Consider the following 19,690-nt stretch of genomic DNA (forward strand, 5'->3'; position numbering starts at 1 on the left):
TTTTTTCCTCGCTCAGTTCAGCGGTAATTTTTCGGCGGTATTGCGGCCCGGCAGCGTGGCCAGGAGCATCCCGGCCAGGGCCACGGCGAAGGCGCCGGCCTGCAGGGCCGAGAGGCTCTCACCCAGCGCCAGCACCCCGACCACGGCGGCCGAGACCGGCAGCATCACGGTAAAGACGCCTGCACGTGCAGCCGGGACCACCTTCAATCCCGTCATCCACAGCCACACGGTCCAGACGCTGGCGGCCAGGGCATAGAACACCAGCAGCAGCCAGATGTTGACCGGCACGGTGGAGAAATTGAATTGCAGTGCGGTGTACAAGCCCATGGGGGTCATCAGCAGCAGGCCCCACAGGTTGATGACGGCGCTGATGCGCTTGGGCGTGAGGACCGTGGTCAGCTTCTTGCCGATGACGGCATAGGCGGCCTCGCACAACACGGCGCAGAACACCAGCACGTTGCCCAGCCAAGCGGTCTGTGAGCCGGTGGCGGCGGCCGCGCCATGGCTGTCCTTGGCCAGCGACAGCAAGCCGATGCCGATGGCGCCGCAGGCCACCGCGCCCCAGACGCGCAGGCTGATTTTTTCCTTGAGGAAGACCCAGCTCATCACCGCCACCACCGCCGGAATGGAGGACATGATCACGCCCGCCGAGACCGCATTGGTCATGGATACGCCGGTAATCATGCAGAGCGTGAAGAGGAAATTGCCGAGGAAGGATTCGAGGAAGACCAGCCAGCGCGACTGCGTGGAGAGCGGCTTTTCATCGGCCGGTTTCTTCAGCCAGCGCAGCATGGCGACCGCGCCGATGCCGAAGCGCAGCCAGGCCAGCAGGAATACCGGCAGCAGCGCCGCCAGCGGCTTGGTCAGCGCGACGTAGGCGCCGACCAGGGACATGCTCAGGATCAGGCAGCCATAGCCCATCGGGCGGCTGGGGGTGTAGCTCATGTTCGGTTCGGATATCGTGTCGAGGCCGGCGGCATGGACGACGCTGGCTCCGGTGAATGGAGCCAGCATTTTACCTGCTCGAACGAAGTGAACCGGATGAGGGCGTGCAGCCCTGTGGAAAAGACAAATGCGGCGAGGTCACTGCCAGAAAGTCTCGATGAGCTTTTTGACACCGCTCAACAGCAGAAGCAGCAATACGAACCCAATAGTGCCAAGCTCAGCCACCAGCGCACCGGCATGCATTTCGCCGTTTTTAAGATCCTGCCAGAGCTTGCGGAAAAATGACATGAGCGAATTCCCTCTCGTGAACGTTGAACCGGCCGCATGCGGACATGCGCCGGGACTTCACTATAAGGGCCGCGCTCTCGACGTTGACGCGCTTCAAAAACTTTTGCCGCGCCATCAAAACAAATCAACGTCCGGCAATAACGATCGCACTCACCAAGCCGCCAAAATCCCCCCCTTGAACTCCGTCTCGATATACCGCTTCACCTCCGGTGACTGATACGCCTGCACCAGCCTGCCCAGCCAAGGCTGCGCGCGGTCCTTGTCGCGCACGGCGATCAGGCAGGCATAGGGGCTGTCGCCGCTTTCCACGAGCAGGCTGTCGCGCGCGGGATTGAAGCCGGCCTTGGATGCATAGTCGGCATTGATGGCCGAGGCATCCAGGTCATCGAGCGTGCGCGGCAATTGCGCGGCGTCGATTTCGACGAACTTCCACTTCTTCGGATTCTCGGTGATGTCGATGGGCGTGGCATTGGTGCCGGTCAGCGGATCGATGCCCTCGCGCAGCTTGATGATGCCCTGCTTCTGCAACAGCAGCAGCACGCGGCTCTCGTTGGCCGGATCATTGGGAATGCCGATCCTGGCCCCCACCGGCACATCGTCCAGCTTGCGATACTTGCGCGAATAGATCGCCATGGGCCCGATCATGGTCTTGCCTTCGGCATAGAGCTTGTAGCCGCGCGCCTTGATCTGCGCATTGAGGAAGGGACGATGCTGGTAGCTGTTGGCATCGAGCTCGCCTGCGTCCAGCGCCGCATTGGGCTGGATGTAGTCGTTGAATTCGATGATCTTGACCTTGTAGCCAGGATTGTCACGCTCGAAGACGCGGCGTGCCTGCTCGAAGATCTGCGCATGCGGACCACTGGTCACGCCCACGCGGATCACCTGGTCGGTGGCGGCCTGGACCGTGATGGTGGCGCTGGCCAGCACGCCCATGGCAAGGCCAGAAAGCCAGTTGGTGACGAACGATTTCATTGTTTTCCCCGGTTGAAAAAAGGCCAATGTAGCGAGCCCTCAACCGGTGCGGAAGGAATCATTTCCGCTTTGCTTATGTGCTGCGCGCATGTGTCTGCGCGCAGCCACCAGGCGATTTTCTTCAGGCGTGCTCGACCGCCGCTCCCACCCGGAAACCCGCACCTACGTGCTCTTGCGGCAAGGTAGCACCGCGCTGGAAAAGTTTTTCACGCAAGGTCCCCTGGGCATAGTCGCGCTTGTAGGAACCGCGTTCCTGCAGCACCGGGATGACCAGGTTGACGAAGTCTTCGAAACTCTCCGGCGTGACCGTACGGGTCAGGTTGTAGCCGTCAATGCCGGTGTCGGCCACCCAGCTTTCCAGTTCATCGGCGATGCGATCGGGCGCGCCCACGATGCTGGAGTAGCGGCCACCCAGTTCGAGCTGTTGCAGCAGCTTGCGCTTGGTCCAGTTCAGCTCCGGTTGCGTGACCACCTTGGTCAGCGATTCGATGGCATTGGTCTTGGCCGCGCGGATCGGTTCATCCAGCTCATACTTAGAAAAATCGATGCCGGTGCCCGCCGAGAAATGCGCGAGCCCCGCTTCGGGACTGGCATAGCTGGCATATTCGCGGAAGCGCTCCTGGGCCTCTTGGTCGGTGCGGCCGGTTACCACCGTCAGGCCCATGAAGATCTTGATGGCATCCGGATCGCGTCCCTCGCGTACCGCTCCGTCACGAATGCTCTGCACCAGCTTGCGGGTGGCATCCTTGCTCTGGCTGGAGATGAACACGCATTCCGCATGGCGTGCACCGAAGGCCTGTCCGCGTCCGGACGAACCGGCCTGGTACAGCACCGGCGTGCGCTGGCGCGAGGGCTCGCTCAGGTGGATGCCTTCAACATGGTAGTAGTCGCCGTGATGCGCAATCTTGTGCACCTTGGCCGGGTCGGCATAGACGCGGCGCGCGCGGTCGCGTACCACGGCACCGTCTTCCCAGCTGCCTTCCCAGAGCTTGTAAACCACTTCCATGAATTCATCGGCGCGGTCATAGCGCTGGTCGTGTTCCAGCTGTTCGTGCAGGCCCATGGCGCGCGCGGCGCTGTCGAGATAACCGGTGACGATATTCCAGCCCACACGGCCACGGCTCAAGTGATCCAGCGTCGACATGCGGCGTGCAAACAGGAATGGCGCCTCATAGGTGAGGTTGGCGGTGACGCCAAAGCCCAGGTGTTCGGTCACTGCCGCCATGGCCGAGACCAGCATCAGCGGGTCGTTCACGGGCAGCTGTATGGTCTCGCGCAGGGTGAGGTCGGTGTTGCCCTGGTAGACGTCATAGACGCCGACGATATCGGCCAGGAACAGGCCGTCGAACTTGCCGCGTTCCAGCAGGCGCGCGAGGTCGGTCCAGTAGGTGATGTCGGTGTAGTCCTGCGAGCGGTCGCGCGGGTGCGTCCACAGGCCGTGGTTGATGTGGCTGACGCAATTCATGTTGAATGCGTTGAGACGGATTTCCTTCTTGGCCATGCGGGCTCCTCAGATCGCGCCGTGGCGCGGCGGCTTCTTGCCATTCAGGACGTAATTGCCGATGGCGTGATATTTCCAGCGCACCGGGTCATGCAGCGTATGGGTGCGGGCATTGCGCCAGTGGCGGTCGAGATTGTGTTCGGACAGGGTCGATTGCGAACCGGCCAGCTCAAACAGTTTGCTGCCGGCCGCCAGCGAGACTTCGGTGGTCAGCACGCGTGCCTCGGCGACCGCAATGGACGCCTCTGCGATGCTGTCTTCAGTGGGCTCGGCGGCCGCTGCATCGACCTTGCGGCCGGCGCGGCGCACCAGCGCTTCGGCGGCGTGCAACTGGATGGTCAGGTCACCCACTTCGCGAATGGTGAGCGGATCGTCTCCCGCGCGTTCCACACCGCTGTCGACCCAAGGGCGCGAACGGGTGCGCACGAATTGCAGCAGGTCCGCATAGGCCACGCGCGCGATGCCCAGATCGATGGCCGCGTGCTGGATCTGCGCCATCGGGCCGATCTGCGTGGGGCGCGAGAAGGCAGTGGCAAACCCGATCACGGCATCGGCCGGCACACGGACGTTTTCAAACACGGCACTGCCGCTGCCGGTGGTGCGCTGGCCGAAGCCGGACCAGTCATCGATGATGGTCAGGCCCGGTGCATGGCGCGGCACGATGGCCAGTTGCTGCACACCCTCCTCATCGATCACCGAGGTCGGCACCCAGTCGGCATAGAGCGCACCGGTGGCGTAGAACTTGCGGCCGTTGATGCGGTAGCCGGGGCCATGCTCGTTGCGGGTCAGCCGGGTCTTGCGGTCATGCGAAGTCTTGGTGCCGAGTTCGGCCAGGGCATTGCCGAAGCGGTCGCCCTGCAGCACGCGGTCGAAGAAGAAACGCTTCTGCGATTCGCTCCCGTTGACTCGGATCAGTTCCACCGCATAGAAATGGTTTTGCGGAATCTGTCCGATGGAACCATCCGCTGCCGAGATGGTGGCGATGACTTCGGCGAGCGTCCCGTAGCTGACGCCCGCGCCGCCGTATTCCTTGGGTACGGTGATGCCCCACAGGCCTGAACGCACGTAGCGTTCCAGCTCATCCCAGGGCAGCTTGCGCTCGCGGTCGCGCAGGGCGGCTTCGCGACTGAAGTCTTCGGCCAGTTTGCGTGCGGCGGCAATGGCCTCGGCATCGTCGCGGATGCGCGCCACCAGGCGCGGCGGCGTGCTCGACGGCGGCGGCAGGGAATCGAGCGTGGTGTGGGTGGCCTGGGCGGTAGCGGTCTGGGTCATGAGGGTTCGCGTTCGAATGAGGGAAGGCAGGGTCAGGGCATCAGATCCAGGAGTGGCGCGGCGGTGGCGTGCCGTTCAGGGCGTAATTGCCGACCGCAAAATATTTCCAGCGCACCGGATCATGCAGCGTGTGCACGCGCGCATTGCGCCAGTGGCGGTCGAGGTTGTGGCTGGCCAGCGTCGCGGCCGAACCCGACAGTTCGAACAGTTTTTCCGAGGCCAGCAAGGCCACTTCCGTGGATAGCACCTTGGCCTCGGCCACGGCCACCGAGGCTTGTGCCATCTGCTCGAAGCTGATCTTGGCGGGCAGGCTGTCGAGCACGGCGGCCGCATCCTCCAGCAGCGCTTCGGCCGCATGCAGCCGCAGGCTCAGGTTGCCGATGTCGCGCAGGATGTAGGGATCGTCGCTGGCGCGCTCCAGGCCGCTATCCACATAGGGACGCGAACGGGTGGTGACGAAGGCGATGGTGTCCTGCACGGCCGCGTGGGCGATGCCGGCATCGATGGCGGCCTGGATCAGCTGCGAGACCGGGCCGATGTTGTTGGGCTGCTGCAGCGCGTCCTTCAAGGGCAGCACCTGCGCAGCCGGCACGCGCACGTTGTCGAACACCACCGTGCCGCTGGCCGTGGTGCGCTGGCCGAAGCTGGACCAGTCATCGATCACTCGCAAACCCGGCGCATCGTGGCGGCTGTAGACCACCAGCGGCTGGCCCTCGTCATCGATGGCGCGGCTGGGGATCCAGTGCGCATAGAGCGCGCCGGTGGAATAGAAACGCGTGCCATTGAGCAGGTAGCTACCATCACCTGCTGCGGTGTCGAGGGTGGCGCGGGTACGCACGTCGAGCACGTTCTTGCCGTTGCGCTCGGGCCCGGCATTGCCCAGGCGTGCGCCTTCGAGCACCTCGTTGAAGAAGAAGCGCTGCTGGTCTTCACTGGCGAGGTTGGCGATCAGGTTGAGATTGCCGAAATGATTTTGCGGAATCTGGCCGATGGAAGGATCGGCGGCAGAGATCAGCCGAAACACCTCGGCCACCGTCTGCCAGGACGCGCCGATACCGCCATGGGAGCGCGGTACGGTAATGGCCCACAGGCCGCTGTGCGAAAAGCGTTCGATCTGGTCGAACGGCAGGATGCGTGCACGGTCGCGCTCGGCGGCGCTCCGGGCAAACTCGGCGGCCAGCTCGGCGGCAACCTGCAGTGCCTGCGCTTGACTGGTAATGCGCTGGGCCTGGCGCAGGCCGGGACGGCGGACGGTTTCTAGGATGTGCGCGGACATGAACCACTCCTGAGGGATAGTGCGGGCAGCGCCGAAGGGCGCGCGCGAGGGGTCTCATTAGAGCAAAGCGGGGAGCGAATCCGAACGAAGCATTGCGCATGTGCTTGCTTGTTTTTCGCATGCTGCAGCGTGCGCAGATGCTTATGCGGAAATTGCATGGAGGCTCGGCAAGCCCGGCCATACTGTGTTTTCAACCAGTACCGGAGGCCGAAATGGAGTAGAATGCGCCGACGTTTTACCTTACGTCTTTATCAAGAAATACCGCCATGCTCACCCTCACCGAACTCGAAGATGCAATCAACTACTGGCGCCACCAGCGCCCGGCCAGCGGAGAGGAGTGCGCACTGTCACCCGAAGTCAATGCCCTGGCGGGCCTGTACGCGATGATGATTTTCCATCGCCGCCATGAAGTGGACCTGGAGCAGATCGATGCCCAGGCGCGCCAGCTGATCGAGGCCTGGCTGGCCAGCTGATCGCTGGCGTTGCGGGCGCGCCTGCGCCCTTTTCGGTCACTTCCCCGTAAGCGCGTTATCCTAGACTCCTGCTGTTGTTGCAGAACCTTCACGTTGTTGCCGGATCCATCCGGTATCCCTGAAAGGAAGAACGATGCGCAAGGACCAGGATCAGTCGCCGCCCTCCCCCCGCCGCAAATCCGCCACCGCCGCCGTGGCCGCCAAGCCGCGCGTGGCGCTGGTGCTGCAGGGAGGCGGTGCGCTGGGCGCCTACCAGGCCGGGGTCTACCAGGCCCTGCACGAGAACGACCTGACCCCCGACTGGGTGGTCGGCACCTCCATCGGTGCCATCAATGCCGCCTTGATTGCGGGCAACCCGCGCGAGACCCGCATCGACCGCCTGCGTGAATTCTGGGAGACCGTGGCGCATCCGGACGCGTTCGACCTGCGCCAGGTCCCGGACGCCTTGCGCCCCTGGGCCACCCGCCTGACCACGCTCGATACGTTTCTGCGCGGCACCGCCGGCTTCTTCCGTCCGCGTCCGCTGAACCCCTTTGCGCTGGGACTGCCGGTGCCGCCCGATGAGGCCAGTTTCTACAGCACCGCCGAGCTGGGCGAGACGCTGTCGCGTCTGGTCGATTTCGAATACCTCAACGGTCCCTCCGGCATCCGCATGACGGTCTCGGCGGTCAAGGTCACCTGTGGCACCCTGGTCAATTTCGATTCGCGCCAGCGGCCGCTGGGGCCGCAACACGTCATGGCCAGCGGTGCCCTGCCCCCGGGCTTTGCGCCGGTGCGCATCGACGGGGAGCTGTACTGGGATGGCGGGCTGTATTCCAATACGCCGCTGGAAGCCGTGTTGAACGACGAGCCGCGCACCAACCTGCTCTGCATGATGGTCGACCTGTGGCATGCCGACGGACCGGAGCCGCGCACCCTGGAAGAGGTGCAGACGCGCGAGAAGGATGTCACCTTCGCCTCCCGTTCGCAGCGCCACATCGATGCCTACCTGCAGCAATACAAGCTGCGCCGCGCGGCCCACGCGCTCTACAAGCGCCTGCCCCCGAGCATGCTGACCCAGCAGGATCGCCAGATGATGGAGGAGCTCGGTGCCGACAGCACCATCCACATCGTGCGCCTGGCCTATGCCGGGCGCGACTGGAACATGGCCTCCAAGGACGTCAACTTCGCCAGGGGCTCGGTGATGTGGCGCTGGGAACAGGGTTACCAGGATGGCCTGCGTGCCATCGCGCTGGGCAAGGGCTGTCCGTTTTCCGAGAGCGAGACCGGCATCGTGGTCCATGACCTTCCCAGCGGCGACACCCACGACCGTCCGGAGAAAACGACCGAACGTTCGGCTTGATCACCCGCAAAGCCGCTGCTGGTGCGGCGTAGCAAAATGTCCACGCGGCGGATTATTTTTTGTGCGCCGCACAAATAACACTTGATTTCACCAAAGAAGTGCATAGAATAAGAATTGTTGCGGCGCACAAATCATGATTGTTGATTGATTCTGGTCGAAAGCCGCGCTCGAACGCCGATTGTTTTGATCGTCACGCTCGTCGGCAAGCTCATTTGTCATATCACCTAGGAGATGCACATGTTTTCGTACCAAGATCAGTTTTCCGCCGCCACCAAGGCCAACCTGCAAGCCCACCTGGACCTCATCAACAACCTGACCGCCAAGGCTTTCGAAGGCGTGGAAAAGATCGTTGAGCTGAACCTGTCGGCCACCAAGGCCACCCTGGAAGAAGCCACCGCTGCGGCCAAGCAGCTGGCCGCCGCCAAGGACCCGCAGGAACTGCTGTCGCTGGCCGCCGCCCAAGCCCAGCCGGGCGCTGAAAAGGCCACCGCCTACAGCCGCCACCTGGCCGGCATCGTGTCCTCGACCCAGGCTGAATTCACCAAGGCTGCCGAAGCCCAGATCTCCGAAACCAGCCGCAAGCTGTCGGCCCTGATCGACGAGATCAGCAAGAACGCGCCCCCGGGTTCGGAGCAAGCCGTCTCGATCCTGAAGGCCACCCTGACCAACGCCAACGCTGCCTACGAGCAACTGTCCAAGAACTCCAAGCAAGCGGTCGAAACGCTGGAAGCCAACCTGGCCAACGCGACCAAACAGTTCACCGCTGCTGCTGAAAAGACCGTCGCTTCGGCCCGCGCCAAGAAGTAATCTTCACTTCAGGCCGTAAAAACAAAACGCCGCCCCGGGTCACCGGAGCGGCGTTTTGCTTTGGGTGGCCAGACAGGCAAGCTGTCTGACCAGGCCTCAGCCCTGCGCCATCATATCCAGCGCCAGCGCTTCGGCCACGCGGATGCCGTCGATGGCCGCCGACATGATCCCGCCCGCATAACCGGCCCCTTCACCGGCCGGGTACAGGCCCTTGGTGTTGAGGCTCTGCAGGGTGTGGTCATCGCGCTTGATGCGGATGGGCGAGGACGTGCGCGTCTCGATGCCGGTCAGCACGGCGTCATGCATGGAGTAGCCACGGATCTGCTTTTCGAAAGCCGGCAGCGCCTCGCGGATGGCGTCGATGGCGTACTTGGGCAGCGACGGGTTGAGGTCGCCCAGCGTCACGCCCGGCTTGTAGGACGGCTCCACGCTGCCCAGCCCGGTCGAGGGGCGATTGGCAATGAAGTCGCCCACCAGCTGCCCCGGCGCGTTGTAGTTGCCGCCGCCAAGCTCGTAAGCGCGGCTTTCCCACTCGCGCTGGAAGGCGATGCCGGCCAGCGGATGACCCGGATAGTCGGCCGGCGAGATGCCCACCACGATGCCGCTGTTGGCATTGCGCTCATTGCGCGAATACTGGCTCATGCCATTGGTGACCACGCGGCCCGGTTCGGAGGTGGCTGCCACCACCGTGCCACCGGGGCACATGCAGAAGCTGTAGACCGAACGGCCATTGGAGGCGTGGTGCACCAGCTTGTAGTCGGCCGCGCCCAGGATGGGATGGCCGGCACCGGGACCGAAGCGGCACTTGTCGATCAGCGACTGCGGGTGCTCGGCGCGGAAGCCGATCGAGAACGGCTTGGCCTCGATGTAGACACCGCGTTCGTAGAGCATCTCGAAGGTATCGCGGGCGCTGTGGCCGATGGCCAGCACCACGTGGTCGGCTTCGATCTGTTCGCCGGTGTTGAGCGTGAGGCCACGGATCTGGCCATCTTCGATCAGCACATCCTCGACGCGCTGCTCGAAGCGGAATTCACCGCCCAGCTTCTCGATCTTCTCGCGCATCAACTGGATCATCTTGACCAGGCGGAAGGTACCGATGTGGGGCTTGCTGACGTACATGATCTCGGGCGGCGCGTCGGCGGCCACGAATTCGGCCAGCACCTTGCGGCCATAGTGCTTGGGATCCTTGACCTGGCTGTAGAGCTTGCCGTCGGAGAAGGTCCCGGCCCCGCCCTCGCCGAACTGCACGTTCGATTCCGGCTTCAATTCGCGCTGGCGCCACAGGCCCCAGGTGTCCTTGGTGCGCTCGCGCACGGTCTTGCCGCGTTCCAGGATGATGGGGTTGAAGCCCATCTCGGCCAGGATCAGCGCCGCAAACAGGCCGCAGGGACCGAAGCCGATCACCACCGGACGCTTCTTGATGCTCGCCGGGGCGCGCGTGACGTAGTGATAGGAGGTATCGGGCGTGGGGCCGACATTGGTGGTCTTGGCGTGGCGCGCCAGGACGGCCGGCTCGTCCTTCACTTCGACGTCGATGGTGTAGTTCAGGGTGATGGCCGTCTTCTTGCGGGCATCGTAGCTGCGGCGAAACAGGGTGAAGGACAGCAGCTCCCCGGCCGGGATGCCCAGGCGATCGAGGATGGCGGCGTTCAGTTCTTCTTCCGTATGGCTCAACGGAAGGGTCAGTTCAGAGATGCGCAACATGTGCGGGGACTTTCAACAAGACTGGGGATGCAGGAGGTGGCGCAGGCCACGATGACCGGTGTGCTCACGGCGGAAGGCTGCGCGAAAGGCGACATTTTACTCCACCCCGGCAGGCGCTCCCAGCCCGGCCCCGCCAGTTGCGCAGGTGCGACAGCGAGCCTGCCCCATGCCACCAAACAAGTTGCATAACGCAATCATCTGGCGCAACATTGATTGCACTTCGCAACCATTACCGGATCTTGCCATGGACTATGACGGCCTGCACTCTCCCCCGCGCGACCAGACCATCCGCCAGTTGCGCGAGCTGTCGCGCAAGCTGGTGCGCGAACTGGGCTTCATGCGCAGCACCCTGGCCGGCAGCGACCTGGCGCCCTCGGCGGTGCACGCCCTCATCGAGATCGGACTCAAACCCGGCCTGCAGGCGCGCGAGCTGGGCGAACTGCTGTACCTGGACAAGTCCAACACCAGCCGCCAGCTGGCCAAGCTGGAAGCGCTGGGGCTGGTGCAGCGCAGCCCAGTACCGGGCGACGGGCGCGCCTACAGCCTGGCGCTGACCGAAGAGGGGCAGACCCTGCGCAAGAAGATCGACAAGTTCGCCACCGACCAGGTCTCCGCGGCCCTGCGGCGCATCCTGCCGGAAGACCAGCAGGGCCTGGTGCGGGCGCTGGCGCTGTATTCCGAGGCGTTGTCGAGCAACAACCCGAATGCTGCACCACGCCCGGCCAAAGGCGCGACGGTGCCATTGAGCACCGGCTACCAGCCCGGCTGCATCGGCGATATCGCCAGCCTGCATGCGCGTTACTACGCCGAGGCGGCCGGCTTCGGGGTGTTCTTCGAGCACAAGGTGGCCAGCGAACTGGGCAGTTTCGCGCAAACCCTGCCCCGGGCCGGCAAGCAGCTCTGGACCCACATCGAACACGGGCGCTGCCTGGCCTCCATCGTGATCGATGGCGACCTGCAGCAGCGGCAAGCGCACCTGCGCTGGTTCATCGTCGACGACAGCCTGCGCGGCAGCGGCGTGGGACGGCGCTTGCTGGAACAGGCCATGGCCTTCGTCGATGCCCATCGCCTGGCCTGCTACCTGTGGACCTTCCAGGGGCTGGATGCGGCACGCCACCTGTATCTGTCGGCCGGCTTCGAACTGGCCGAAGAGTCGCCGGGCGAACAATGGGGCAGCCGCGTGGTGGAGCAGCGTTACGTGCGCCCGGCGCGCAAGAAGTGAGGGTGCGCATGTATCGGTCTGCCGTGATTTGTTACCGGAACCGGCGCTGCGGCGCGTTCTTCCCGCGCGCTGCACGGCGGGCGCGAAGCCGCTGATACACCTGGAAACACAACATTACAGTCTTAAAGAAGCCCGGCTCCTACAGTGGTTTTCACAGCGCGCCCCACTGGCGCTGCATCCACGCAACACCCACTTGCAGGAGTCCGACATGAAAACCAAGACCACTCGCCTCGCCTTCGTCCTTCTCGCTACCCTCTCCACCCTCGGAGCCACCGCAGCCCTGGCCCCTGCCGCGCAAGCCCAGGTGGTCGGCGTGGACGTGCGCATCGGCACACCGCCGCCCGCCCCGCGCTATGAAGTCGTCCCCGCCCCGCGTCACGGCTATGCCTGGGCGCCCGGCTACTGGGCCTGGAACGGCCATCGCCACGTCTGGGTCGGCGGCCACTGGGAACGCATGCGCCGCCACTACGCCCGCTATGAACCGGCCCACTGGCAACCGGGCCCCGGCGGCTGGGTGTTCATTCCGGGTCACTGGGTGCGTTGAGGCCGGCAGCTGAATCCGCGCCGAAGCGGGCCGGGTCCAGCGCTGCCACCAGTTCGCGCGGCAGCGGCAAGGGCTCGCGCTCGATCATCGCGGCCAGCAACTCGGCCATCAGCGGCGCCCAGATCAGGCCGCGCGAGGCATAGCCCAGCAGGCCATACACGCCCGCCTCGCCCGGCAAGGCACCGACCAGCGGCAAGCGGTCCGGCGCGATGCAGCGCTGGCCGACCCGGCCGGGAAGATGCGCATCCGCTTGCGGCAATGACATGTGCGCGGCGATCTGCGGCAGCATGTGCTGCAGGCGGGCCAGGTTCTCGGCATGGCTGTCGGCACGCAGCGCAGGATCGTCGAAGCGATCGTAGCTGGCGCCCATGCAGACCTGGCCGGCATAGGGACGCGTGAGGTAGCCGTCGCCACACAGCGCATGCGGCAAATCGGGGAAGCCTGTTGCCGGCAGATGCGTGACCTGGCCGCGCACCGCATTCAAGGGCAAACCCGCCGCCTGCTCCAAGACGCGCGCCTGCGCACCCGCTGCGAGGATCACCACCGGCGCTTGCGCAATCAGCACGCCATCGGCATCGACCGCCTTCCATTGATCGTGCACGCGCACCAGGCGCGCGACGGCGCGATTGAAATGCGTGCGCACCTCACCTTGCGCCTGCGCCACCGCCAGCAGGCGGCGGCACACCGACGGCGGATTGAGCCAGCCCGCCTCCGGGAAGAAATAGCCGCCGCCCATGGTCGGCATGCCCAGTGCGTTGGCCGTCTCGCCGGCGGACATCCAGCGTGCATAGCGCGGCGGATACTGCCACTCCTGCGCGCCCTGCTGGAAGGAGATCGCCTGCTTGGCATCGCGGCCGAATTGCAGGATGCCGCAGCGCTCGCCACGAATGGCCGCGTGATCGTCCAGCCCCACCCCGCCCAGATCATCCAGACGCTGCGAGGCAAACAGGAAGGCCGCACGCGTGAGCCGCGCCAGCGGGCTGTCATCGCGAGCCAGCGCGGGCATGAAGAGACCACCGTGATTGCCGGAAGCGCGGGTGGCCACCTCCGGTCCCGCATCGATGAGATCGACGCACCAGCCCCGTGCCGTGAGCCGCTCGGCGGCGGCCGTTCCGGCCAGCCCGGCGCCGATCACCAGGGCCTGCCGTGGATGCGGCAGATCGCGCCGCAAGGGCGTATCGGACGCCGCCACATGCGTGGCAGGCCGCGCCCAGGCCGGGGCATAACGCAAGGCCAGCACGCCGTCACGCGCTGCTCCGTGGAATCCGACCTGGCGCATCGCCGCCATCAGCGCCACATCCGCCGCCCCACCGAACACCAGCGCCCGCGCCCCGGTCCAGGCCAGGCGCGCCAAGCGCTTGCAGGCATGCGCATGCCAGGCTGGCGCAGCAGGATCAAAGCGGGTCGGGTCGGCATGCAGGTAGAACAGGTCCACCGGTGCGTCCAGCCGGGCCAGCTCTTCTTCCACCGCACCCCAGATCAGGGTCAGCGTGACGCGGCCTTCATCGAGCAAGAGACGGTGCGTGCCCGGCAAGGGCAGCGGCCATGCCGCGCGCAAGGCCTGTGCATAAGTCAAGTCTTCGGACAGGGCCTCCACGGCTGGCGGATGCGGCAGGATGGCGATGTAGTGCAGATGCACCGCGCCCTCCCCTTGCGCGCGCTGGCGGGCGAACGCATGCCAGGTGGCGAAGAAGGACTGTCCCAGCCCGAAATGCAGGTCCAGCACGGTGGCGCTGCGTTGTTCGCGCAGGCAGTCCGGAACGCCCTGCAGTGCGGCGGTGATGGGATCGGCCTCGGCGCGCCAGGCGACCAGCAATTCGGAAGAGGCAAGTTGAAGGGGACGCGCAGGCATCGTGAAAAGCCCTGTGGATAAATCAGACAAGGCCGCCATTCTACGCCGCCCTCCCCGTGCGGCATTGCGCCTTGACAAAGCAGGAGCGGCTCCGTAGCGTCTAGGGCCACATCCGACGCCGATCAACCCGCCCCGCAGCATGGCTGCGCCACGCCATGCTCGCCATCTTCAATATCGTCTTCCCGATTTTTTCGTTGATCTTCCTGGGCTGGATATGCCGCAAGCGCCGCATTCTCTCGGCGGGCGCGGCCAGCGAGCTCAATCGCTTCGTGATCTGGCTGGCGCTGCCGGCGCTGCTGTTCGACTCCATGTCGCGCCTGAAGCCTGCGGACTTCGCCAACCTGCGCTTCATCGCCGTCTTCGCCATCGGCGTGGCGGTGGTGTTCCTGGTCACGGCCGCGCTGCGCCTGCGCCAGAAGGCGGCCGCTCCTGACGTCATCATCGACAGCCTCGGCAGCTCCTACGCCAATACCGGCTTCATCGGCATTCCGCTGTGCTACCTGGCCTTCGGCAGCGACGGCTTGCCGCCCTCGGTGATCGCCATGGTGATGACGGCCTGCCTGCTCTTTGCGGTGGCCATCGTGCTGCTGGAAACCTGCCTGCATGCCCAGGCGGCATTCGGCCAGACCGTCGCCAAGGTGGGCCGCTCGCTGCTGCGCAATCCCATCATGATCGCGCCAGTGGCCGGCATCATCGTGGCCCTGAGCGGCGTGGCCATCCCCCCTGGCGTACAGCAACTCTTCAAGATTCTGGGCGGGGCGGCCGGACCTTGCGCGCTGGTCTCGCTGGGACTGTTCCTGGCCCAGCCGGTGCGCACGGCGGGCGGCTCGCCGGTGTGGCTGCTGGTGGCCTTCAAGCTGCTGCTGCAGCCGGCCGTGACCGCCGTGTTGGCCTACTGGATCCTGCCCATGCCGCGCCTGTGGGCCGACAGCGCAGTGCTGCTGGCGGCGCTTCCCATCGGCACCGGGCCCTTCATGCTGGCCGAGCTGTACCAGCGCGAAGTCACCGCCATGTCGCGCGCCATCCTCTTCTCCACCACCCTCTCGCTACCGACCATCGCGCTCATCCTGGCCTGGATTGCGCATCATTGAGCCGCATATGAAAAAGGCCGCAGCGGCATTGCCGTGCGGCCTCATTCCAGAACAGCGCGTGAAGGAAAATTACAGGATCACCCGCTCCTCGCGCAGGATCTGCTCGAACTTCTCGGCGGCCACCGGCGGACTGAACAGGTAGCCCTGGATCTCGTCGCAGCCATAGTGGCGCAGGTAGTCCAGCTGTTCATCGGTCTCCACGCCCTCGGCAATGACGCGCAGTTTCAAGTGGCGCGCCAGCGAGATGATGGAGGCGGTGATGGCCGCATCATCGGCATCGATGGTGATGTCGCGCACGAAGGAACGGTCGATCTTGAGCACGTCGATGGGGAAGCGCTTCAGGTAGGCCAGCGAGGAATAACCGGTGCCGAAATCGTCGATGGAAAGACGGATGCCCAGCTTCTTCATGCCTGCCAGGATGCCGATGGCGTGCTCGACGTCGGTCATCATGAGGCTCTCGGTCAGTTCGATTTCCAGCGAAGCCGGGGGCAGGCCGGTATCGGCCAGCACGTCGGCAATGGAAGAGACCAGGTCCTTCTGCAGGAACTGGCCCACCGAGAGGTTGACCGACACGCTGATGTCGTCATGCCCGGCCAGCTGCCACTGGCGGCACTGGGTGCAGGCGGTGCGCAGGACCCAGGCACCGATGGGCAGGATCAGCCCGGTCTCTTCGGCAAGACCAATGAAGCGCGCCGGTGACACCATGCCCAGCTGCGGATGCAGCCAGCGGATCAGCGCCTCGCTGCCCACCACGCGGCCCGAGGCCAGGTCGACCTTGGGCTGGTAGTGCAGCAGGAATTCGCCGTGATCGAGTGCATTGCGCAGGTCGCCTTCGATGCGCAGGCGTTCCAGCGCCTGCTCGTTCATGGCCGGGGTGTAGAACTGGAAATTGTTGCGGCCGGTCTGCTTGCCGCGGTACATGGCGATGTCGGCGTGCTTGATGAGGGTCTCGCCATCGGTGCCATCGTTGGGATAGCAGGCCACGCCGATGCTGCAGGTCATGAAGAGGGTATGGCCCCCCAGCGTCACGGGTGCGGCCACCGCATCCATGATGCGTTGCAGGCTGCGGGTATCGAGCGTGAGTTCATCCTGCTCCGGCAGGATCATGATGAATTCATCCCCGCCCAGGCGCGCCACCGTATCGGCTTCGCGCACGGCTGCGCGCAGTCGCCCGGCCACGGTGCGCAGCAAGGTATCGCCGGCCTTGTGGCCCAGGGTGTCGTTGACGAACTTGAAGCGGTCCAGGTCGACGAACACCACCCACAAGGCCTGCTTCTGCCGCTCGGCCGCGCCGATGGCCTGCTCCAGGTGATGGCGCAGCATGTGTCGGTTGATCAGGCCGGTCAAGGTATCGCGGCTGGCCTGGAATTCCAGTTCGGCTTCATAACGCTTCATCGAGGTGATGTCGTAGAGCGCGGCCACGAAGTGGGTGACCATGCCGCTCTCATCGCGCACCGGCGCGATGTAGAAATCGTTCCAGAGCTCCGAGCCATCCTTGTGATAGTTGCGCAGCACGACGTTGTGCTCGCGCTGCTCGCGCATGGCGATCCAGACGGTCTCAAACCCCTCGGGATCGCTGTCCCGCCCTTCCAGGAAACGAATGCTCTTGCCCACCGCTTCGCCGGCGCTGTAGCCGGTGATGCGGGCGAAGGCCGGGTTGACGTATTCGATGGCGTACTCCGGGGCCTGGGCCGAGAGGATCAGGATGGCATTGGCGCTGGCCTCGATGGCCTGGTGGCGCAGGCGCAGCGCGCGCTCGGCCAGGCGGCGGGCCTTGATGTCATCCGACAGCAGGGCATTGGTGGTACGCAGCTCGGCGGTCTTCTCTTCCACCAGCTGCTGCACGCGATGCGATCGCATCGACAGTGCCCGCATGTAGGCCGCGCCCAGCAGCGAAGCGATCACGCCGACCAGGCCGATGAGCAGCGAGCCGTAGTGATCGGCAAAGACTGACCGCGGCGGGATGCTGATCTCCATGTGCCAGGTCTGACCGGCGATGTCGAAACTGGTGAGGGTGGAAGAAGGATGGCGGAAGAAGCTGCCCGGCTTGATGATCTGGTCCAGCCATTGGGTTGGCTGGGCGACGCTTTCATGGCGGTAGACCAGGTTGGCCGGATCGGCCTGCGGGCCGACGTAGATGCGCAGGCCGATCTCGTGGTCAGCCATCAGGCCGGCACCGTCGAGGATCTTCTGCACCAGTCCGTTCAACTCCAGCACCGCCGTGGTATCGCCCACCAGCAGCGCGCGCCGGGCGGCGGTATCGGTCGGCTGCACGCCGCCGCGATAGACCGGCTGGATCACCAGCAGTCCGCGCTCATCCGGCCCGGACTGGGCCAGCCGGATTGGCGGGGTGGAGGACGGCCGGCCGCTGACCACGGCCGCATCGAGCGCGCCCGTGATGGCCGCGTTGCGCGAGACATCCAGCCCCAGCGCGGCTTCATTGCCGGCCACCGGTTCCACATAATCGACGACCAGGTAGGTGGGCTGCTGCGAAGCGCGCACGGGCCGATCGCCCTCGAGGGCGGTGATTTCGAAGCCCGGCTTGGCGCCCTGGCGCAGGGCCTCGAACACCAGCCGGTCTTCGTCGGCCACGAAACGCTGCACGCTGAAGGCACGCACGTAGGGATAGCGTTCCAGCAGCGGGCGGGTGAAGCTTTCGAACTGTTCGCGCGTGGGGTCGCCCACGGTGGCATAGAAGTGATTGACCACCGATTGCACCTGGACGGCCTCTTCCAGCCCGCGCTGGATGGTGAAGGCACGCAGCCCCGCCCGGCGCTCGAAGTCCAGGTGGACGGCATCCTCTTCCAGATGGCTGGTGGCGACGAAGACCGTCACGGTGGCACATACGCCAAGCATCAGCGTGAGCGATGCCGACAACGTTGCCCCCAGCTTGTTGATCACACGCTGCATATACGAATCGTTATATCCCTAAGGTGAGCCCGATCATAATCCGGCTTATCCCTCGTTATCGGCCCAAGCGCAGTTATTTTTAATCAGGCAAGTCCCTGGTACCTGCCCGCGAGTTGCCACACGGGAACAATGCAGCCTTTTCCCCCCTGCATGCCGGCTCAGTAGACCGGCGGCGACTGCCGTTGCTGGCGCTGCTCGCGCTCGATGGCCTGGGCCTGCATGAAGGCATCGAAAGAGCGCTCGATGGTGGCCCGCTCGATATCGCGGGTGATGAAGACGATGCGGCTGCGACGGTCTTCCGAGGGCCACTGCGGCAGCGTGGCCGTGGGGTGGAAGATGTGCTGCACGCCGTGGATGACGGTGGGCTTGTCCTCGCCCTTGAGGTTGAGGATGCCCTTGATGCGCAGGATGTTGGGGCCCTTGAAGCCGACCAGCAAGCTCAGCCATTCATCGAAGAGCACCGGATCGATGGGCTCGTCGAAGGTAAAGCAGAAGGCGCGGATGTGGTCATCGTGACGGTTCACGTCATGGGCGTGATCGTCATGATGGTGGCCATGATGATCGTGATGATCGTGATGATCGTGATGATCGTGGTGATCATGTCCGTGGCCATGATGATGGTGCGCATGATGCGCATGGGCCTCTTTCTCGGCAAAGGCTTCCTCGTTGAGCCAGCGCGCGACGTCGGGCATCTTCTCGCCGGGCTTGAAGAGGCCCGCATCGAGCAGCTCGGCTGCAGCGATCTGGCCGACCTGCGGCTGCAGCTGGCGTGCGCCCGGATTGAGCGTGCGCAGGCGTGCCTGCAGGGCCGACAGCGTATCGGCGTCGACCAGGTCGGTCTTGGTCAGCAGCAGGCGGTCGGCGACGGCGGCCTGCTGGATCGCTTCGGGATGATGGTCCAGGGTCGACATGCCATTGACCGCATCGACGGTGACGATCACGCCATCGAGCCGATAGCGTGCCGAGATGAAGGCATCGGTCATCAGCGTGTGCAGGATGGGCGTGGGGGAAGCCAGCCCGGTGGTCTCGATGACCACACGGTCGAATTTGCGCTGGCCGCCTTCGGCGAAGCGCCAGGTGATGTCCTTCAGGGTCTTCTTGAGGTCGCCGCGGATGGTGCAGCACAGGCAGCCGCTGCTCATCTCGACGATGGTCTCTTCCTGGCTGTGGGCCACCAGCAGGTGATCCAGGCCGATCTCGCCGAATTCGTTGATGATGACCAGGGTGTTCTTCATCTCCGGCTGGGTGATGAGATGGTTCAGCAGCGTGGTCTTGCCGCTGCCCAGGAAACCGGTCAGGAGGGAAACGGGTATCGGTGCGGCGCCAGCAGGTAAGGATGGGTTCATGGTGTGAAGACGGGAGAATGGTCGATCCAGCCGTCATGCTACCTGATGCGTCAAGAGGGCCGACTGCGCAAGGCAAAAAAAAGACGGACCGCACCGGGTCCGTCCTGGCTGCAAGCCGCGCCGGGCGCGGGCCGGCATCTTTACC

16 protein-coding genes are annotated in these 19,690 nt (G+C 64.8%); 6 read left to right on the forward strand and 10 right to left on the reverse strand.

Annotation, left to right across the window (positions count from 1 at the left end; all coding sequences use genetic code 11):
• Positions 1–12: 12 nt before the first annotated feature.
• From CEJ45_RS20465 to CEJ45_RS20485, 6 genes are all read right to left on the reverse strand, one after another.
• A complete protein-coding gene (locus CEJ45_RS20465; protein ID WP_088756974.1) occupies positions 13–945 on the reverse strand; it encodes a DMT family transporter in 933 nt (310 codons plus the stop codon).
• A 138-nt stretch (positions 946–1,083) separates the two neighbouring features.
• Positions 1,084–1,233, reverse strand: coding sequence for a hypothetical protein (locus CEJ45_RS24855; RefSeq protein ID WP_158214934.1), 150 nt, complete (start codon positions 1,231–1,233; stop codon positions 1,084–1,086).
• 150 nt (positions 1,234–1,383) lie between these two features.
• Positions 1,384–2,205 (reverse strand): MetQ/NlpA family ABC transporter substrate-binding protein, encoded by an 822-nt coding sequence (locus CEJ45_RS20470; RefSeq protein WP_088756923.1) that lies wholly within the window; start codon positions 2,203–2,205, stop codon positions 1,384–1,386.
• A gap of 121 nt (positions 2,206–2,326) precedes the next feature.
• Positions 2,327–3,706 (reverse strand): LLM class flavin-dependent oxidoreductase, encoded by a 1,380-nt coding sequence (locus tag CEJ45_RS20475; protein ID WP_088756924.1) that lies wholly within the window; start codon positions 3,704–3,706, stop codon positions 2,327–2,329.
• Positions 3,707–3,715: 9 nt separating this feature from the next.
• Positions 3,716–4,978, reverse strand: a complete 1,263-nt coding sequence (locus tag CEJ45_RS20480; protein ID WP_088756925.1) for an SfnB family sulfur acquisition oxidoreductase — start codon at positions 4,976–4,978, stop codon at positions 3,716–3,718.
• A 40-nt stretch (positions 4,979–5,018) separates the two neighbouring features.
• Positions 5,019–6,254 carry an SfnB family sulfur acquisition oxidoreductase gene (locus CEJ45_RS20485; protein WP_088756926.1) on the reverse strand — a complete coding sequence of 412 codons (1,236 nt, stop codon included), beginning with the start codon at positions 6,252–6,254 and terminating at the stop codon, positions 5,019–5,021.
• A gap of 266 nt (positions 6,255–6,520) precedes the next feature.
• On the opposite strand from CEJ45_RS20485, the gene CEJ45_RS20490 reads away from it, so the two are divergent.
• The 3 genes from CEJ45_RS20490 (at position 6,521) to phaP (ending at position 8,876) form a co-directional block, all read left to right on the forward strand.
• A complete protein-coding gene (locus CEJ45_RS20490) occupies positions 6,521–6,727 on the forward strand; it encodes a DUF3717 domain-containing protein (RefSeq protein WP_034331418.1) in 207 nt (68 codons plus the stop codon).
• Positions 6,728–6,860: 133 nt separating this feature from the next.
• Positions 6,861–8,069, forward strand: coding sequence for a patatin-like phospholipase family protein (locus CEJ45_RS20495; RefSeq protein WP_088756927.1), 1,209 nt, complete (start codon positions 6,861–6,863; stop codon positions 8,067–8,069).
• A 237-nt stretch (positions 8,070–8,306) separates the two neighbouring features.
• Positions 8,307–8,876 carry a TIGR01841 family phasin gene (phaP, locus tag CEJ45_RS20500; RefSeq protein ID WP_006463404.1) on the forward strand — a complete coding sequence of 190 codons (570 nt, stop codon included), beginning with the start codon at positions 8,307–8,309 and terminating at the stop codon, positions 8,874–8,876.
• 96 nt (positions 8,877–8,972) lie between these two features.
• On the opposite strand, the gene CEJ45_RS20505 is transcribed toward phaP, so the two are convergent.
• A complete protein-coding gene (locus CEJ45_RS20505; protein ID WP_088756928.1) occupies positions 8,973–10,580 on the reverse strand; it encodes an NAD(P)/FAD-dependent oxidoreductase in 1,608 nt (535 codons plus the stop codon).
• A gap of 244 nt (positions 10,581–10,824) precedes the next feature.
• Between CEJ45_RS20505 and CEJ45_RS20510 the strand changes: the two genes are divergently transcribed.
• Both CEJ45_RS20510 and CEJ45_RS20515 read left to right on the forward strand, forming a co-directional pair.
• Complete coding sequence (locus CEJ45_RS20510) at positions 10,825–11,802, forward strand: helix-turn-helix domain-containing GNAT family N-acetyltransferase (protein ID WP_088756929.1); 978 nt, start codon at positions 10,825–10,827, stop codon at positions 11,800–11,802.
• Between the two features lie 208 nt (positions 11,803–12,010).
• Positions 12,011–12,346 carry a YXWGXW repeat-containing protein gene (locus CEJ45_RS20515; RefSeq protein ID WP_088756930.1) on the forward strand — a complete coding sequence of 112 codons (336 nt, stop codon included), beginning with the start codon at positions 12,011–12,013 and terminating at the stop codon, positions 12,344–12,346.
• Here the strand turns inward: CEJ45_RS20515 and mnmC1 are convergent.
• Entirely contained in the window at positions 12,321–14,198 is a 1,878-nt protein-coding gene (gene mnmC1 / locus CEJ45_RS20520; protein WP_088756931.1) for an FAD-dependent 5-carboxymethylaminomethyl-2-thiouridine(34) oxidoreductase MnmC1, read from the reverse strand. The two genes, CEJ45_RS20515 and mnmC1, sit on opposite strands and share 26 nt — an antisense overlap.
• A gap of 155 nt (positions 14,199–14,353) precedes the next feature.
• Here mnmC1 and CEJ45_RS20525 point away from each other — a divergent pair, with 155 nt between their 5' ends.
• Positions 14,354–15,289 (forward strand): AEC family transporter, encoded by a 936-nt coding sequence (locus tag CEJ45_RS20525; RefSeq protein ID WP_088756932.1) that lies wholly within the window; start codon positions 14,354–14,356, stop codon positions 15,287–15,289.
• Between the two features lie 69 nt (positions 15,290–15,358).
• Here the strand turns inward: CEJ45_RS20525 and CEJ45_RS20530 are convergent, their stop codons facing one another.
• Both CEJ45_RS20530 and CEJ45_RS20535 read right to left on the reverse strand, forming a co-directional pair.
• Positions 15,359–18,199 carry a bifunctional diguanylate cyclase/phosphodiesterase gene (locus CEJ45_RS20530; RefSeq protein WP_088756933.1) on the reverse strand — a complete coding sequence of 947 codons (2,841 nt, stop codon included), beginning with the start codon at positions 18,197–18,199 and terminating at the stop codon, positions 15,359–15,361.
• A 158-nt stretch (positions 18,200–18,357) separates the two neighbouring features.
• Complete coding sequence (locus CEJ45_RS20535; RefSeq protein ID WP_088756934.1) at positions 18,358–19,545, reverse strand: CobW family GTP-binding protein; 1,188 nt, start codon at positions 19,543–19,545, stop codon at positions 18,358–18,360.
• Positions 19,546–19,690: the final 145 nt, after the last annotated feature.

The sequence above is a fragment of the Herbaspirillum aquaticum genome (assembly GCF_002213425.1).
Taxonomy (GTDB): Bacteria; Pseudomonadota; Gammaproteobacteria; order Burkholderiales; family Burkholderiaceae_D; genus Herbaspirillum; species Herbaspirillum aquaticum.